The 14,929-nt window shown below is 47.1% G+C and carries 17 protein-coding genes; 2 read left to right on the top strand and 15 right to left on the bottom strand.

Annotated elements, in window-relative coordinates:
• Positions 1-35 precede the first annotated feature (35 nt).
• The 4 genes from DCMF_RS21915 to DCMF_RS21900 form a co-directional block, all read right to left on the bottom strand.
• On the bottom strand, positions 36-578 hold the full coding sequence (locus DCMF_RS21915; protein WP_148138029.1) for a biotin transporter BioY: 543 nt from the start codon (positions 576-578) through the stop codon (positions 36-38).
• 140 nt (positions 579-718) lie between these two features.
• Complete coding sequence (locus tag DCMF_RS21910) at positions 719-1,681, bottom strand: biotin--[acetyl-CoA-carboxylase] ligase (RefSeq protein WP_148138028.1); 963 nt, start codon at positions 1,679-1,681, stop codon at positions 719-721.
• Positions 1,682-1,779: 98 nt separating this feature from the next.
• Positions 1,780-3,144 (bottom strand): sensor histidine kinase, encoded by a 1,365-nt coding sequence (locus tag DCMF_RS29365; RefSeq protein WP_214658805.1) that lies wholly within the window; start codon positions 3,142-3,144, stop codon positions 1,780-1,782.
• The gene (locus DCMF_RS21900) at positions 3,134-3,808 is read right to left on the bottom strand and encodes a response regulator transcription factor (RefSeq protein WP_148136399.1); all 675 of its coding nucleotides are present in this window, start codon (positions 3,806-3,808) and stop codon (positions 3,134-3,136) included. The genes DCMF_RS29365 and DCMF_RS21900 overlap by 11 nt, the downstream gene beginning before the upstream one ends.
• Before the next feature lie 267 nt (positions 3,809-4,075).
• On the opposite strand from DCMF_RS21900, the gene DCMF_RS21895 reads away from it, so the two are divergent.
• Positions 4,076-4,720 carry a hypothetical protein gene (locus tag DCMF_RS21895; protein ID WP_148136398.1) on the top strand — a complete coding sequence of 215 codons (645 nt, stop codon included), beginning with the start codon at positions 4,076-4,078 and terminating at the stop codon, positions 4,718-4,720.
• 91 nt (positions 4,721-4,811) lie between these two features.
• Here DCMF_RS21895 and DCMF_RS21890 read toward each other — a convergent pair whose 3' ends face one another.
• The 3 genes from DCMF_RS21890 to DCMF_RS21880 all read right to left on the bottom strand — a co-directional run bounded on the left by DCMF_RS21890 (position 4,812) and on the right by DCMF_RS21880 (position 7,801).
• Positions 4,812-6,209: an N-acyl-D-amino-acid deacylase family protein gene (locus DCMF_RS21890; RefSeq protein WP_148136397.1), complete on the bottom strand. Its 1,398-nt coding sequence runs from the start codon at positions 6,207-6,209 to the stop codon at positions 4,812-4,814.
• 67 nt (positions 6,210-6,276) lie between these two features.
• Positions 6,277-6,471, bottom strand: a complete 195-nt coding sequence (locus DCMF_RS21885; RefSeq protein ID WP_148136396.1) for a hypothetical protein — start codon at positions 6,469-6,471, stop codon at positions 6,277-6,279.
• Between the two features lie 127 nt (positions 6,472-6,598).
• Entirely contained in the window at positions 6,599-7,801 is a 1,203-nt protein-coding gene (locus DCMF_RS21880; protein ID WP_148136395.1) for an MFS transporter, read from the bottom strand.
• Positions 7,802-8,090: 289 nt separating this feature from the next.
• On the opposite strand from DCMF_RS21880, the gene DCMF_RS21875 reads away from it, so the two are divergent.
• Positions 8,091-8,357, top strand: coding sequence for a hypothetical protein (locus DCMF_RS21875; protein WP_148136394.1), 267 nt, complete (start codon positions 8,091-8,093; stop codon positions 8,355-8,357).
• Positions 8,358-8,421: 64 nt separating this feature from the next.
• Here the strand turns inward: DCMF_RS21875 and panD are convergent, their stop codons facing one another.
• The 8 genes from panD to DCMF_RS21835 form a co-directional block, all read right to left on the bottom strand.
• Positions 8,422-8,808: an aspartate 1-decarboxylase gene (panD, locus tag DCMF_RS21870; protein WP_148136393.1), complete on the bottom strand. Its 387-nt coding sequence runs from the start codon at positions 8,806-8,808 to the stop codon at positions 8,422-8,424.
• Positions 8,809-8,811: 3 nt separating this feature from the next.
• Entirely contained in the window at positions 8,812-9,657 is an 846-nt protein-coding gene (gene panC, locus DCMF_RS21865; protein ID WP_148136392.1) for a pantoate--beta-alanine ligase, read from the bottom strand.
• A gap of 244 nt (positions 9,658-9,901) precedes the next feature.
• Entirely contained in the window at positions 9,902-10,405 is a 504-nt protein-coding gene (gene folK / locus DCMF_RS21860) for a 2-amino-4-hydroxy-6-hydroxymethyldihydropteridine diphosphokinase (protein WP_148136391.1), read from the bottom strand.
• Positions 10,368-10,763, bottom strand: a complete 396-nt coding sequence (folB, locus tag DCMF_RS21855) for a dihydroneopterin aldolase (protein WP_236860090.1) — start codon at positions 10,761-10,763, stop codon at positions 10,368-10,370. The genes folK and folB overlap by 38 nt, the downstream gene beginning before the upstream one ends.
• 4 nt (positions 10,764-10,767) lie before the next feature.
• Positions 10,768-11,952, bottom strand: a complete 1,185-nt coding sequence (folP, locus tag DCMF_RS21850) for a dihydropteroate synthase (RefSeq protein ID WP_148136389.1) — start codon at positions 11,950-11,952, stop codon at positions 10,768-10,770.
• A 93-nt stretch (positions 11,953-12,045) separates the two neighbouring features.
• Positions 12,046-12,561 (bottom strand): HD domain-containing protein, encoded by a 516-nt coding sequence (locus DCMF_RS21845; RefSeq protein WP_148136388.1) that lies wholly within the window; start codon positions 12,559-12,561, stop codon positions 12,046-12,048.
• 218 nt (positions 12,562-12,779) lie between these two features.
• The gene (locus DCMF_RS21840; protein WP_148136387.1) at positions 12,780-13,052 is read right to left on the bottom strand and encodes a MoaD/ThiS family protein; all 273 of its coding nucleotides are present in this window, start codon (positions 13,050-13,052) and stop codon (positions 12,780-12,782) included.
• A gap of 3 nt (positions 13,053-13,055) precedes the next feature.
• On the bottom strand, positions 13,056-14,888 hold the full coding sequence (locus DCMF_RS21835) for an aldehyde ferredoxin oxidoreductase family protein (protein WP_148136386.1): 1,833 nt from the start codon (positions 14,886-14,888) through the stop codon (positions 13,056-13,058).
• Positions 14,889-14,929 lie beyond the last annotated feature (41 nt).

Here is a 14,929-nt window from a genome sequence, read left to right as displayed (position 1 = left end):
ACAGTCTTCCCCTGACATAGACCTGGCCTATGCTCTCATGCTCCAAATTCCGGTAAAGCTTTTAGCACCGCTCTTCGGACGGCGCATCCCAGATATGCTCCCACCAGTACTTTAACTACTTCCAAAGGCAAATAGGGAGCAGCGCCCATGGCAAAAGCCTCCGGGAAAGTCACATTCATGACAAATTTTAATTGGATGACACCGGCCGCATAAATTACCGTCACACCGATCACCAAAGCAACAAGGGCTCTGAAATAGGTTACTTGAGCCGACCTTTCCACTATTTTTCCAATCAAGAAAGCGGCAATGATAAACCCGAATAGATACCCTCCCGTTGGCCCTACCAACACAGACAGCCCTGATTTTGCCTGGGAAAAAACAGGTAAGCCAAAAAGCCCCATGAGGGTATAGACGATTAGCGCACCGGTACCTTTCCGGCTGCCCAGCACTATTCCGGTGAAAACAACGGCAAAAGTCTGTAAAGTGACAGGGACAGGGGAAAAGGGCAGGGGAACAGCGATTTGGGACAGTACAGCGGTCAAAGCAGCAAACATGGCAATTGCGGTCATATCTTTCATTTTCAATCTAATCCTCTCCTTTTGTTTGATAAAAACAAGCCCATGATCCTGGCTAAAGCCTTAGGCTATCTCTTCAGCCTAGTTATTGTTAACTATTAAGCGATAAATGGTTAACAATAAAAATAAATAAGTACGATCTGCTATTTTCTTAAGCTAACATCGCCTGCAACAATTCTATGGATTTTCCCGGTGGCGTCTTTTACAAGAAGCATGCCATCTTCGTCAATATCCATAGCCCTTCCCGAAATCGTTTCCTTGAAAGTGGTTACCGATACCTCCTTCCCCAGGTTCACCGCATAATTTTTCCACCCGTCTTTTACGGGAGCAAACCCCTGACTTAAAAAATTTTGATAATTCTTTTCCCAATCATTCAGAATAGATGCGGCAATCCTGGCCCTGTTCATCCGGCTGCCGGTTTCTATCTGTAAGGAGGTGGCAGTCTCCCGGATCTCCTCAGGAAAATTCTGATCATTGACGTTGATCCCCATGCCTACCACCACATAATGAATCCGGTCCATATCCGCCTTCATCTCTGTCAAAATGCCACATACTTTTTTCCCATTTACCAAAACATCGTTAGGCCATTTGATTCCGGGTTTCATGCCGGTTTCATGGACGATCCCCTCTGCCACTGCCACAGCCGTCAACAAGGTTATTTTGGGAGCATCGGGCGGAGCAATGGGCGGACGAACAATCAGTGACATCCAAATCCCCGTTCCAAAAGGTGAATTCCACTTGCGGCCTAATCTCCCTTTACCTGCCGTCTGCATTTCTGCCACCACCACAGTTCCTTCTGCAAACTCTCTTTCCGCCATTTCCTTGGCCGTCTGGTTGGTGGAATCAACAGCCTCATGATAATCAATATTTCGCCCGATATATTCTGTGTTTAAACCGTCTTTTATTTCCTCCGGGTACAACCGGTCAGGTGCCCCAAGCAAACGATAGCCCAGTTTGGTTTGTGATTCAATCACATATCCCTCTGTTTTTAAAGTATTGATATGTTTCCACACGGCAGTACGGGAAACCCCCAGGAGATTGCTGATTTCCTCTCCGGATAGATATTGGTCTTCACTTTTCAGGAGCCTGAGAATTTTTTCTTTCATCGCATCTGTCAACCCCATCTTTACGTATGGTTAACATTATACCATTTTATCAAAAAAGTGCCAAGCAAAAAGTAGCGTCACTCAGGTTCAAAATTGATCTAATTAACAACAGTCACGGGATTGCTTAAAGGCAAGTGAATCCGAAAAATCGTTCCCTGGACAGGTACACTTGACACACGAATGATCCCCCGGTGCTTTTCAACGATCAGTTTAGCGATAGCCAGCCCCAGTCCTGCCCCTCCTTTTGACCGGGACTTATCAATCTGGTAAAAACGCTGGAATATTTTATCCAAATGCTCAGGCTCCATGCCGTATCCGTTGTCTGCCACACTGATCACGGCTACATGACCGATCTGTTCTAAACCTACACGGATCCTTCCGCCGGCGGGGGAGTATTTGATGGCATTATCCACCAGGATGCTGATAACTTGTTTCATCCTAAATTCATCCCCATAACAGCTTACTTTGTCTCTACCCTCATAATCCAAACTTTTTTCCTGGGCGGCGGCAATGGTTTGGAATGATTCTACAACCATATTCACCATGTCATGAAGAGAAAAATAATCTTTACTTAGGAATTGCTGCTGGGAATCAACCCGGGCCAAGAATAAAAGAGAATCCACCATCTTTGCCATATAAGAAATTTCCTCTCCGATATTATGGAGCCATTTTTCCTGGTTGCCCACCATTTCTTTGGGATCCGACAGGACAGCCTCCAAATTGGTCTGCATCACCGTCAAAGGATTGCGCAGTTCATGGGAAGCATCCGCTAAAAAACCTTTTTGCTGCTCCCAGGACTTTTGGATCGGGATGATGGCCCGATTGGCCATAAAGAGGCTCCCCGCCAGGGATAATAACAAACATGTAATTCCTGCTAAACTTAAAGCGGTCATCACGGACATGCGGGCATTCCTTTCCGGGCTCAGATCCTGAAAGACAAAGAGCATGCCTTTACGCTCCGGCAAGTTCGTCTTCAAATAATAATATCCTGTTTGGTTAATAGAGAGACGCCCTTCTTGATCAGGCATTTTGAGCATATCTTGGACAAGAGTTTTTAAATCGGTTTGTTTAAGGGGAAAGAAGGAAGATGTCTTAATGATTTCACCTTGGGCAGATATTTCCACAAAAAAGGCAAGAGGATAAAGCCCGGGCCGAGGGGGCAAATCAACCGCCGAACCGGGAAAATTATCCCGGCCTTCCCCTGGGGGATTCCCCTCATGCGTGAAAGGGGGCACCATGATCTCCGGCTCTTGACCCGGATGTTTGTCTTCCTCCCATGCGGGGGGCAAATCAGTGATTTTTCCCGTCACAATATCCCGGGCCAAAGACTGAGCCATTTGCCTGGTCATTCTTTCCATTTGGTTTTGGGATAACAGGTATGTACCCATGATCAATAAGACGAACAGAAGGGCAATAATTCCTGCGTTAAAAAATGTCAACTGCCACCTCAATTTACGAAACATAATCATCCTCCTTGAAACAATACCCCAATCCTCTCACTGTTTTAATACAGGTTGAATTTAACTTTTTTCTTAAATAGTGAATATACAAATCGATATTACCCTCATCGATATCGGCATTAAAACCCCAAACCTTTTCCAGGATGCATATCTTCGACTGCACCTTTCCATAATTTCTCATCAGAAGTTCTAAAAGAAGAGATTCTTTCACGGTTAATCTAATTACTTGATCACCCATTTTAACCTCTCCCATTTTGGGATTAAAAGTAAAACCCCTGGCACTTAAAGTATCTTCGGCCAGGTCTTTCTCCTTTCTGCGCATCAGTGCCCGCAATCTTGCCAGCAATTCTTCCATGGAAAAGGGTTTGACCAGATAATCATCGGCGCCGGAATCCAATCCTTCAATCCGGTCTTTAACGGTATCTTTGGCCGTTAAAAAGATCACCGGCGTCTGAATATGGTTACTGCGCATCCGCTTCAAAATCGAAAGGCCGTCCCGGCCGGGAAGCATCCGATCAAGGACAATCACATCATAAATCCCGGTCAAAACCATTTCCAGGCCTGTCTCACCATCCAAAGCCACATCGACTGTATAACCGTTTTTCTTTAAGATATAGGAAAGGGCGTCCGTCAGTTTTTTTTCATCCTCAATTAATAGCAATAACATCTTCATCCCCTCATTGTGACAAAAGTTTTTATGAAATATTTCTCATTTCCTTGATTCTCAAAGAGATTTCAAAGATAGCATACCGATAATAGAGATAAATCAGGTAAAAAAATGTCAAAAGGGAGGTCATGGTGGTGAAATCCTGTCAAATACTATCATACTAAAATATTCTTTGAATTTTCTTTATTTCAAAGATAATTCAAAGAAATTGTGCCGAAAATATTTCACAAATAGGAAAGGAACGAGATTAAAAAAGGAGGAAAAAGAATGAGTATTTCATCGGTAAACAATAATTCCTGGTTAAGTTACCTGACAAATTACACCAGCAAGACAAACAAAACTAGCGCTTCCATAAATGTAAGCGCACTGACACAACTGATATCCAGCACGGATCAGCAAAGCAGCGTATTGTTATCCAATACCGACGGTGATACCGTGCAGTTAAGCACTCAGGCAATAAATATGAACAGCGCATCTGTTTCAGAGGAAAATAACATGGAGGATTTGATTAATAAGATTGCCGACGGCTCCGCCTCCGACGAGGAAATTGAAGAATTCACTTCCCTCATCAAAGAAGGATTCGAGAAGATGCCGGCCCCTCCGCCTCCCGCCCAGGATGCTGATTCTGACAGCTCCGAAATAGAGGATTTGATCAATAAAGTTGTCGATGATTCCGCCTCGGAGGAGGATATTAAAGAACTGGCCACCAAAATGAAAGAACACGCGGAAAAGATGCCTGCTCCTCCTGGCAAAGACTCTGATTCGGCTACCTCGGAAATAGAGGATTTAATCAGCAAAATTACCGATGGTTCCGCCTCGGAGGAGGATATTCAAGAACTGGCTACCAAAATGAAAGAACACGCGGAAAAGAGGTCATCCATGGGAACAGGTACTTTAGATTCTCTCGGCTGAGAAGAATCCGCTCCGGTATAATACAATTGAGGGGGAGATATCATCTCCCCCTCGTGATTGACTTCCTTGATTTCTTCTTTCAATTTTACGGCTAAAGCTGATTTTTAAGCGGTCTTCCTGTCTTTACGCCGGTGATCGCGCCCTGGTCCAGAGCCAGTCCCCCATTGACAAATACGTATTTCATGCCCAATGAGGTTTGGTTAGGCTTGTCCCGGGTAGCCTGCTCCGCCACCCCGGAAAGATTAAAAACAGCCAGATCCGCTTTATGACCCACGGCAATCATGCCCCGGTCTTTCAGCTTTAAACGCCGGGCCGGCATCAAAGTCATTTTATGGACGGCTTGTTCCAGGCCTAATAATTTGGTATCCCTTACATAATGGGATAAGACCCTGGTGTAATTGCCGTAAGCCCGGGGATGGGTGGCAACCCCTTCTTGGGATAACCCGGAATCACTGCCCACCATGATCAGAGGATGCTGTAAAGCCATATTCATGTCCTCTTCGCACATGGACTCAGCCTGGTCGTTCTGTGCCACATCCAAGCTGGAGTAGGTATAAGGATAAGTATCACCGGTAATGTCCAGCCCGTCATTGGCGGCTTGTTCAACCAGTTTCAGTACTTGCGCCATCTTCCCCCAGTTGCGTTGGCCGGCCGTTTTGACATGGGAATATTCCACGGGAACCTGGGCAGAAAGCCCGATAGAAATAGCCTCCTGGACAGAAGGAATCACCTCATCGTTTTCGTTTCGGATATGAGTGGAATAAAAACCGTTCCCTTCTTTCACCGTCCGGCATAATTGGATCAACTCATCTTTTGTCGCTTTAATCTGGGGATCATAGCTCAAGCCGACGGATAAGCCAAAGGCCCCTTCCTCCAGGCCTTTGGCCAGGATCATCTGCATTTTCCCGATCTCAGCTCCCCCTACTTCTTTCACCTGATCCGGGACAACTGACCGCCGGAGATTTTTATATCCCACAAACAACCCCACATTGATGGGGGCCTGGTGCAGGGATGCCAAATAGTCTCCAATGGAGGAAACGGAACTCCCGCAGTTTCCTCCGATCTGGGTAGTCACCCCTTGTTTTAAAACCATTTCACCGTCGCCCCCGGCGAGCCAGTAATCTTCCGTATGGGTGTGCAGGTCAATGAATCCGGGAGTAATCACCAGTCCGGAAGCATTCATCTTTTTGGCGTTTTCCCCCGCCAGGAAATCACCCACAGCAACAATGGTATCTCCCTTGATGCCGATATTACCCAAAAAGCCCGCCTGGCCTGTCCCATCAACGATCAAGCCGTTTTCCAGAACATAGTCACAATCCATTTCCGGAACCACCGGCTCTTCCGAAGGCTGTTCCTCAGGTTTTGCACCCGTTGATGCGGATATGGACGTAACATAACCATACACGGTATCCCATTTTAATAGGCTGAAAAGGCCCAGCGAACCCAACCCTAAGCCCCATAAAAATTCTCTGCGCTTCCAAAGCTTCATGTCGGTCCCTCGTTCTTTAGGATGTTTTCGTAAAAATTCGACATAAAGCTGTCAATATCCTCCCCCTTTAGGGATCTTCATCCCATTTGTTGCTTTTTCCTGATAATACTTTCACCTTCCAAATTTCCTTAAGCAATAAGGCGAAGAATACCAATCCTCCCCAGGCGAATACATTCTTGATGATCTCGAAAAAAGTCCCCTTCACCGTCAAGGATAAGGCCATAAACATACAGAATAAAGCCACCAGCAAATAAGATTTCATATCCCCCGCTCCTCGTATCAGCAATCTCTCCTATTACTTATGAAGAGATGCTTGCACAAAAGTACAAAAAAAGTGTGCTTCCGCACACTTTTTGACACCAAAAATTTTCCTGGCCTGAAAAGGGGATTCAATCCGTTTTTGGCACCGGCCGTCGGCCCATGATCTTCACCAAACCAAGTAAAAACACCGCCCCACCGATGATGGCAAAAGATCCTCCCATTCCCATCCATCCGCTCATCGCTCCAAAAACAAAAGAACCCAGTCCGATGCTTGTATCGATCGTGCTCTCCTGCAGGGCAATCACTGTTCCCCTGTTGTCTTTGCTTGTAACATCCACCAGCCATGCCGCTAATGCCGCTAATCCTCCCGAAAAACCAATCCCCGTGGCAATACTGCTGATCAGAAAAATGATGGGCACCCAGGGAAGGAAAAATAAAATCCCCACGCCGATGCCGATCAGGATCACGGAGGGCCAGACGATGACCTCTCTGCCGAACCGGTCGGACAGGTATCCGGAACCAAGGTTCCCCGCAATTCCTACCAGGCTGAAAAAGGTAAAATAAATGCCGGGATTGGCAATCTGGGTATACTTGGAGATATACAAAACGGCAAAGGTGAGCAGCACCCCGTAAGCGATCGAAGTTAAAGCAATCCCCATAAATACCGGGTAGGCGGCCTTTTCCTGTAAAACAGTCTTAAACCGGCTCAAGGAGCCTGATTCACTGACCGTACTTTTGCCCGGTGTTTTTACCAAACAGACCAGAATCAAAGAAACCAGGCCAATTAAGAAACTGATCAAAAACCAGGCCTGAAAACTATGGGCTTTGATCACGGAAAGAGCCAGCAAGGGTCCTGCCAGCAAGGCCAAAACATAGGTGAGACGGTAGAGTCCGATATAAGTCCCCACCCTGTTCGGGGGCGCCAAATCCGCCATGAGAGATCCCCCGCTGGAAAAAAACGAAGCCAAGCCGATGGCATTGTAAATGCGGGCGAGGGTCAAGGTCCAAACACTATCGCAAAAAATAAATAGCAAAGAAGATGTAGAAAAGGCAAAAGCGCCGATCAGTAAAGGGATCTTCCTACCTTTCCGGTCGGTCAGAGGGCCAAAATAGAAACGCATCAGAACCGATGCCAGATAAAATAAAGTAGTCTGCACCCCGGTGTCAAATTCTGTCCCCCCCAGCTCGTAAACATAAAGGGGTAGGATGGTCATCGACGAATAAAATGTGACAAAAGAAAAAACGCTCCCCGTTAAAAACAGGAAAACATTCGCCCGGTGTTTTTGCTGACCCGCCTGATCGGTGGTCAAAACAGCCTGTTCACTGTTCATAGCCCAGAACCTCTTATGCAAAGAATTTTACTCTTCTCCTAATTCTTCAGGCCCGGGTCATTTCCCTTCCTTAATTGACCAGTATAATTTTTTATTTTTTTTTGTAGACTACCGGTTGTATACTAGAGGCAAAAAAGAGAAAAAACCTCCGGACCGCCGATTTCTCAGGATCCGGCGGCCAGTTGGCGGGGTTGGGGCACCTATTCGCTTATTTTATTTTGGATTTGATGAAAAATCTGGTATAATCAACTTACCAATAAATTGGAATGAGGGAAGGGGGCTAAATGATATGAATGTCGTGGTATTATTGATTGGAAAACGGGTGGACAGCGCAGTAAAAGTCCAGGAAATTCTCACGCAAAACGGCGACATCATCAAAACAAGGCTGGGCATCAACCGGGAACCGGGAAGCAAGGACCCTGGCTCGGGCTTTATCTTCCTGGAACTTTGCGGCTCCGATGACAGAATGAAAAAAATGTGTGAGGACCTGAATTCCATCGGCACGGTGAAAGCCGAATGTCTTAAACTGGATCTTCCGGCATGCTCCTGTGAATAAGATCAGAAAGCGCGTCTCAAGACGCGCTTTCTTTCTGGATCCGGCGCCGGTTGCCGGGTCCCAGTCATTTTATGGTATTGGCTGCTTCCAGATCAGCTTTTTCCTTAACCTGATTCGTGGCGGCGTCCATAAAAAGAATTTTCGGCTTGTATGCTTTGGCTTCCCGGTCTTCCATCAGGGCATACGAAATGATAATGACGATATCCCCCGGCTGCACCAGACGGGCTGCTGCCCCATTCAGACAAATCTGACCGGACCCGGGCTCTCCGGGAATCACATAGGTCTCCAGCCGGGCCCCGTTATTGTTGTTCACCACCGCTACCTTTTCATTGGGCAAAATGTCCGCCGCCTCCAGAAGCTCACTGTCAATGGTAATGCTGCCGATATAGTTTAAATTGGCCTCGGTAACCCGGGCCCGGTGAATCTTCGATTTCATCATGGTTCTAAACACCTTTTACACCTCCAATAAAACGTTGTCAATTAAACGGGTCTTGCCAAATTTTACGGCCAGGGCAATCAACACTTTGCCCCTTAATATCTCAACCGGTTCCATGGTTCGGCCGTCGACAATTTCGATATAATCAATTCGGGCCAGGGGAGCCTGGGAAATCATGTCCCTGATCCGATCTTTCGCTACTTTTGCGTCTCTTTCTCCCTTTTCCACCAGGGATTTTGCTTCTGCCAGGGAGCGGGACAGGACCAGGGCTTGCTTTCTTTCTTCCGGGTTCAGGTAGACATTTCGGGAACTCATCGCCAAACCGTCTTCCTCCCGGACAATGGGGACCCGGACAATTTTTACATTCATGTTTAGATCCTCCACCATCCGCTCAATCACCGTGACCTGTTGGGCGTCTTTCTGCCCAAAATAGGCCAAGTCAGGCTGGATGATGTTAAAAAGCTTGGCCACCACCGTGGTTACCCCCCGGAAATGTCCGGGCCGGGAAGCGCCGCATAGATAGTCGGTAAGGGACTCCACATGAACAAAGGTATGGTATCCTTTGGGATACATTTCCCCTACGGAGGGAGCAAAGATGGCGTCCACACCGACACTTTCCGCCAGGGCCCCATCCCGGGTCAAATCCCTGGGATACTCCTCATAATCTTCCCCAATGCCAAACTGAATCGGATTCACAAAGATGCTGGCAATCACCACGGCACAGTCTTTTCTTGCCGCCTGCATCAAGGCTAAATGTCCCTGATGCAAATATCCCATGGTAGGAACAAAACCGATGGTCTGGTGCTCTCTTCTTTTCTCGGCTGTATAAGACTTCATTTCGCTCAAGGTCTTGATGATCTTCATTGCGGTAACCCCTTCCCTTCACAAGTCTCTATCTATGTGCCATTAAAAAAGCCTTCCCGGGCACGGGAAGGCATAGAAACAGTCTTGTTTATCTTCCTCCCGTCTCGGTCCGGTGATCCAAGCGGTATAAAAAACTCTGGAGCTGCGGATTTCAGTCTTTCAATGCTGCGGAAGAGAAAAACTGAACAGGATACAAAACGGCCAAGTATGTTTCCTTTTCGGATCACATCCCAGCGGCTTTATTTTACCACTGTTCCGCTGTTTTCACAAGAAAAACTCTCTCCCCGTCCGGACAATCTTCCAGTGCTTTTCCTGCTTGCCCAAAACCGGGAATGAGGATTTGCCGGTCCAATTCCGCCAGGGGCACCAGCACAAAGCGCCGGTGCAGCATCTCGGCGTGGGGGATGACCAGGTCCGGCTTTGAGACCTTTTCCTCATTAAATAATAAAATATCAATATCCATGGTCCTGGGTCCCCAATGGATCGTCCGTTTGCGCCCTAAACGGTTTTCAATTTCCTGGGTGTTTTTCAGCAGCTCATCCGGATTCAGGGTTGTTTCCACCCGGACCACAGCATTGAGAAAGAAATCCTGTTCCGTATATCCTACGGGATCCGTTTGATATAAGGAGGATTTTTGAGCTACCCTGATCTCGGGAACTTCATCCAGGTACACCAGCGCTTTTTTCAGGTAAGCTTCCTTGTCGCCAAGATTACTGCCCAGGCTTAAGTAGGCCGAGTTTGCATGCATCTTTTTTCTCCCGTTCGATTTCCACTCTGGCGGCCAAACTTCCTCCCGGAAGGGGGGCCAGCGGTTTGTCTACTATCACTCTTACTTTCCCAATGTCATAGCGGCTCAGCACCAGTATCGCAATGGCATGGGCCAATGCCTCAATCAAATCAAACCTTTGTTCCTGAACAATCTTTTTAATCTCCTGATAAGCCTCCGCATAATTCACGGTCTGGCTCAGGTCATCGGCCATACCTGCCGGAGCCAGGTCGAGATACATTTCCACACAGATGATAAAAGGCTGCCCCACTTTTTTTTCCTGCTCTAATACGCCATGGTAGCCGTAAAACTCCATGCGGGGAAGGACGATTTTATCCACCAGATTACCTCCTCACCATGGCATCGGTCATTCTTACCACCCGGACCATTTCTTTAATATCATGGACCCGGACAATATCCACACCCTTCGCTATGCCCAAGGCCACGGTGGCAGCGGTCCCTTCCACCCGGTCCGTAACGGGCAAATCCAGTACTTTGCCGATCATGGATTTGCGTGAAGTTCCTAAAAGCACCGGTTTACCTAAGGATTGAAACTCTTCCAGGCGGTTCATCACCTCCAGGTTTTGCTCCAGGTCTTTGCCAAAGCCGATGCCCGGATCAAGGATGATTTTTTCCGGTTTCACACCGGCGCTTTCTGCAATCTGGATACTTTTCCTCAGAAAGGATAAAATATCTCCCATCAAATTTCTGTATGTGGTGCCATTTTGGTTATGCATCAATACCACGGGGCAATCGTATTCCGCCCCTACTTTGGCCAGTTCCGGCTCCCTTTGAAATCCCCAGATATCGTTAAGGATGGAGGCACCGGCTTCCATTGCCTCTCTGCCCACCTGGGCTTTGTAGGTATCCACGGAAATAGGTACTTTGATCTTCTTAGCCAAGGCTTTGATCACCGGCAAAACCCGGGCCGTTTCTTCTGCTGCGGATACTTCCGCGAAACCCGGCCGGGTGGATTCTCCCCCCACATCAATGATATCTGCCCCTTCTTCGATCATTTGGAGGGCATGCTCAACGGCCAGATCGGTTTGATGAAATTTTCCCCCGTCGGAAAAAGAATCCGGCGTGACATTGAGAATCCCCATCACCAGGGTTCTTTTTCCCAATTCCAAGGGACCGTTGACACAGTCCATCTCCCTGGAAGCTTCTTTGGTTAAATGGGAGATCAGCATCTCCAGCTCTTGAGATAGCCGGGATAGCTGAAACTGCTGGCCTTTCAGCTTGGCAATCAACCCCTTGAATTGTTTCACCGTGCCCATTAGGAGCACAGGCGCGGTTCCGGTTTTATGGATCAAAGCATCCCGGTGCATGGCGGCGTCCCCGCCTTTAGAGAGCATTTCCTGCTTGATGATATTGGCGGCCGGATCAGACACATTTTCCACCATGATCGTGTAAAACAGGGATTTGGACTGCATCAGGCCTTGTCCCCCGCTACTCGCGCCCACCTCGGAGAAAATTTTTTTTGCCGTCCCATAATTATGAATCGATACGATCCTGGGGTTAAACTCCATACCCAATTCACTCCCACAAATAATTATCACTTTTAGTATAAAGTCAAAAGTCAGCTATTATTTTACAAAACCCAAAAACAGACCCCTGCCCTTTTAATACAAAATATTTTCCAACGTTTCCATTTCCGACAACTTGTAGCATTTGTCCTTTGCCTTGCATCCTGTGCAGTTTCGAGACAGCTTGTCTGCCCGGTACAAAACTTTTCCCATCCCAGCCGCATGGGCATCTCGGTGGGCACGGATGGCATCTATGGCTATTTTTATTTCTTCAGGGGTAAATCCGGCATCCTGTAAAATAGGTTTAGCAAGTGCCGCTCCCTCTTCAGCGTGGTCCAAGCTTTTATCCAAATATTGTTTCCAGCGGCCAATGTCATGGAGCAGGCCTGCAGCATAAACTAATTCTTTAACCTGTTCTCCATTCATCTCCCTTAATTCGGGTAAGGGTTTTTCCTTATTTGCCTCTAAACATAATATATAGTATATCCGAGCCACGTCCAATGCATGTTGCAGTTGGTGGCAGCAGAATTCCCGGTTGATTTCCTGCTGTTCGTTAAGAGCCATATATATTTGAAAATCCGGATGAGCCATGATGGCATGCACACGTTGCATCGGTCAGCCCTCCTTTGTTCGAGACCATTATAATATACCTGTACCCGTTTCGTAAATGAGAAAAAAAACGGGAAAAAATATTCCCGTTAAATAGCTCTTTATTCGTTTTCTGGTCCCACACCTAAATAGCCTTTTGCCCAATTCTATGACGAAAACCCATGTGACGCAGATCTGTCTGTGCCAATTTCAGCGGCGAAGTCCGGATAAACAGGAGCGCATTAGCCTCCTCCTAAAGCAAGCAGAATGGTCAGTTCATCCCCGTCCTTTAATAAATAGCCGGGGCTTACCGATACCTTATTGATCCAAAAATCAACCAAATATTTTCTATTCCTGGCATTGATGCAGACAATATCCTTAAACCTATGTCCGTACCTGGTACATAATTCTTCCACCAGCTTTTCGATACTCGTATTGTCTTCAATTTCCAAAACTTCCGAGTTTTTGCCGGTAATAAGATTAACCACCGCCATATAGTTAACTCTAATTTCCATTGCTTACACCAACTTTAGCGCTTCTTTTTTGTGTTCCGTGGGTATTCCGCTTTCATCCCAGCCTCTTAACTTGTAGTACTCATCTAAGGTACTCTCCAAATTAAATGGCGCCTTATTGGCCCGAAACCCTTTTAAAGCCGGTTCAAACATTCTTTTAGGTAATTGATCCGATCTTCGGTCATAACCATCGCCGACATTGATGACCCTTTGTAAATTGGAAATCCGTTCGCCAATCTCCATTAATTCCTCGGGGCTTAATTCCCAGCCTGTAATGGCATTTAAGATATCATTGGTGATGGTGAGATCCATCCCGCAGCACTGCATGAACAGGCAGCAGACCAAGGAATCCAAAACTGCCGCCAGGTCCTGGAAAACAATGGTCAGGTAAGCCTGGCCCTCCATAGAAAATCTTTCCGGAGCTTTTGTAATACCGATCTCCGGAACAGTCATTCCTGATTCCCCTATGTGGGGAAAACCTCTTAAATGACAACCCCCCCGGGTACCTGTGGCGTAATTGACGGCGAGACTGAAATAACTTCTGGGATCATGGGCCGGCAAGTCTAACCCCTTCACTTGAATGGCATACTGCCGAGAGTCTTTGCCCACTTTTTCCGCTGCCGGAAGAATTCCTCCAGAAAATATGGCCCCAAAACCGGTATTCTGACCAATTTCGGTAACCAGTCGAATTAATGCTTCCGGGTTACCCCAATCCAGCTTATAGCCTATATCCTGCTCAGTTAAACAGCCTTTTTCAAAGCATTCCATGGCAAATGCCACAAAGGAACCGGCGGAAATAGTATCCATGCCCAGCCTAGTGCAGATATCATTGGCCAGGCATATTGCCTCCAGGTCATCAACCAGGCAGCATGATCCCAGCATGCCTAAGGTCTCGTATTCGGGACCTGCCCCTTCAAATGGGACTCCCTTTCTGGTCGTAAAACTGATCTTTCGGTGGCAGCCGATGGGACAACTCCAACAGGGCCAGGATTTTGCGTTCAGCTTTTGAGTATAAACCGGAGCACCGATTTTACCGGCCTTTTCTGTCCATACTTCTTCCTGCCAATTTTTTATCGGCAAATCCCCCACGGCTTCACAAGAAGAAACCAAAATCGCCGTGCCGTGTTTCTGGAATGTTTCTCTAGCATTATTGCTCAGCATCTTAAATGTATTTCTCGATAACTCTTTTAGTTTCTGCGGCTTAAAGACGGGAATTTCCTGGTTTCCCTTTACAGCAATGGCTTTCAGTTTTTTGGACCCCATCACTGCTCCCATGCCGCACCTCCCGGCTATGCTGTGTTCATCGGCCACAATCGCAGCAATAGAAACCAAATTTTCTCCCGCCGGGCCAATGGCTGCGACACTGGTGTGTTCAGGCATTTGAGCCTTCAGCTTTTGCGTGGCGGCCACGGCATCCAGCCCCCAGATATGGGAAGCATCCTGAATCGTCACCTTATCATCCCCAATGGATAAATATACCGGGCGATCCGAACTGCCTTTGATACAAACAGCATCATATCCCGTCTTTTTAAACCTGTTTCCCCATTCTGCCCCGGCTGTCGCCACGGCAAATGTTTTTGTCAGGGGGGATTTGGAAACAACAGCCCATTTTCCGCTTCCCGGGACCGTTGTGCCTTGATAAGGCCCGGTGGCAAAAATCAGGATGTTTTCATCACTCAGCGGGTCTGTCCCGGGTTTGACCTGGTCAAACAACAGTTTTGTGCCAAATCCTGCTCCGCCCAAATAATCCCGGCAAAATTGTTCTGAAAGGTTTTCCACCCAAACGCTTTTTGCCGATAAATCTACTACCAATAGCTTTAACCAATAGCCCCAGGCCATAAGAATACTCCTCCTTTGACAATCAAGTGAAGTGGCAAAAA

The sequence above is a fragment of the Candidatus Formimonas warabiya genome, assembly GCF_002777255.1.
Taxonomy (GTDB): Bacteria; Bacillota; Dehalobacteriia; order Dehalobacteriales; family Dehalobacteriaceae; genus Formimonas; species Formimonas warabiya.
Note: the sequence above shows the minus strand (reverse complement) of the source record. Positions and strands in the feature narration are given on the sequence as shown.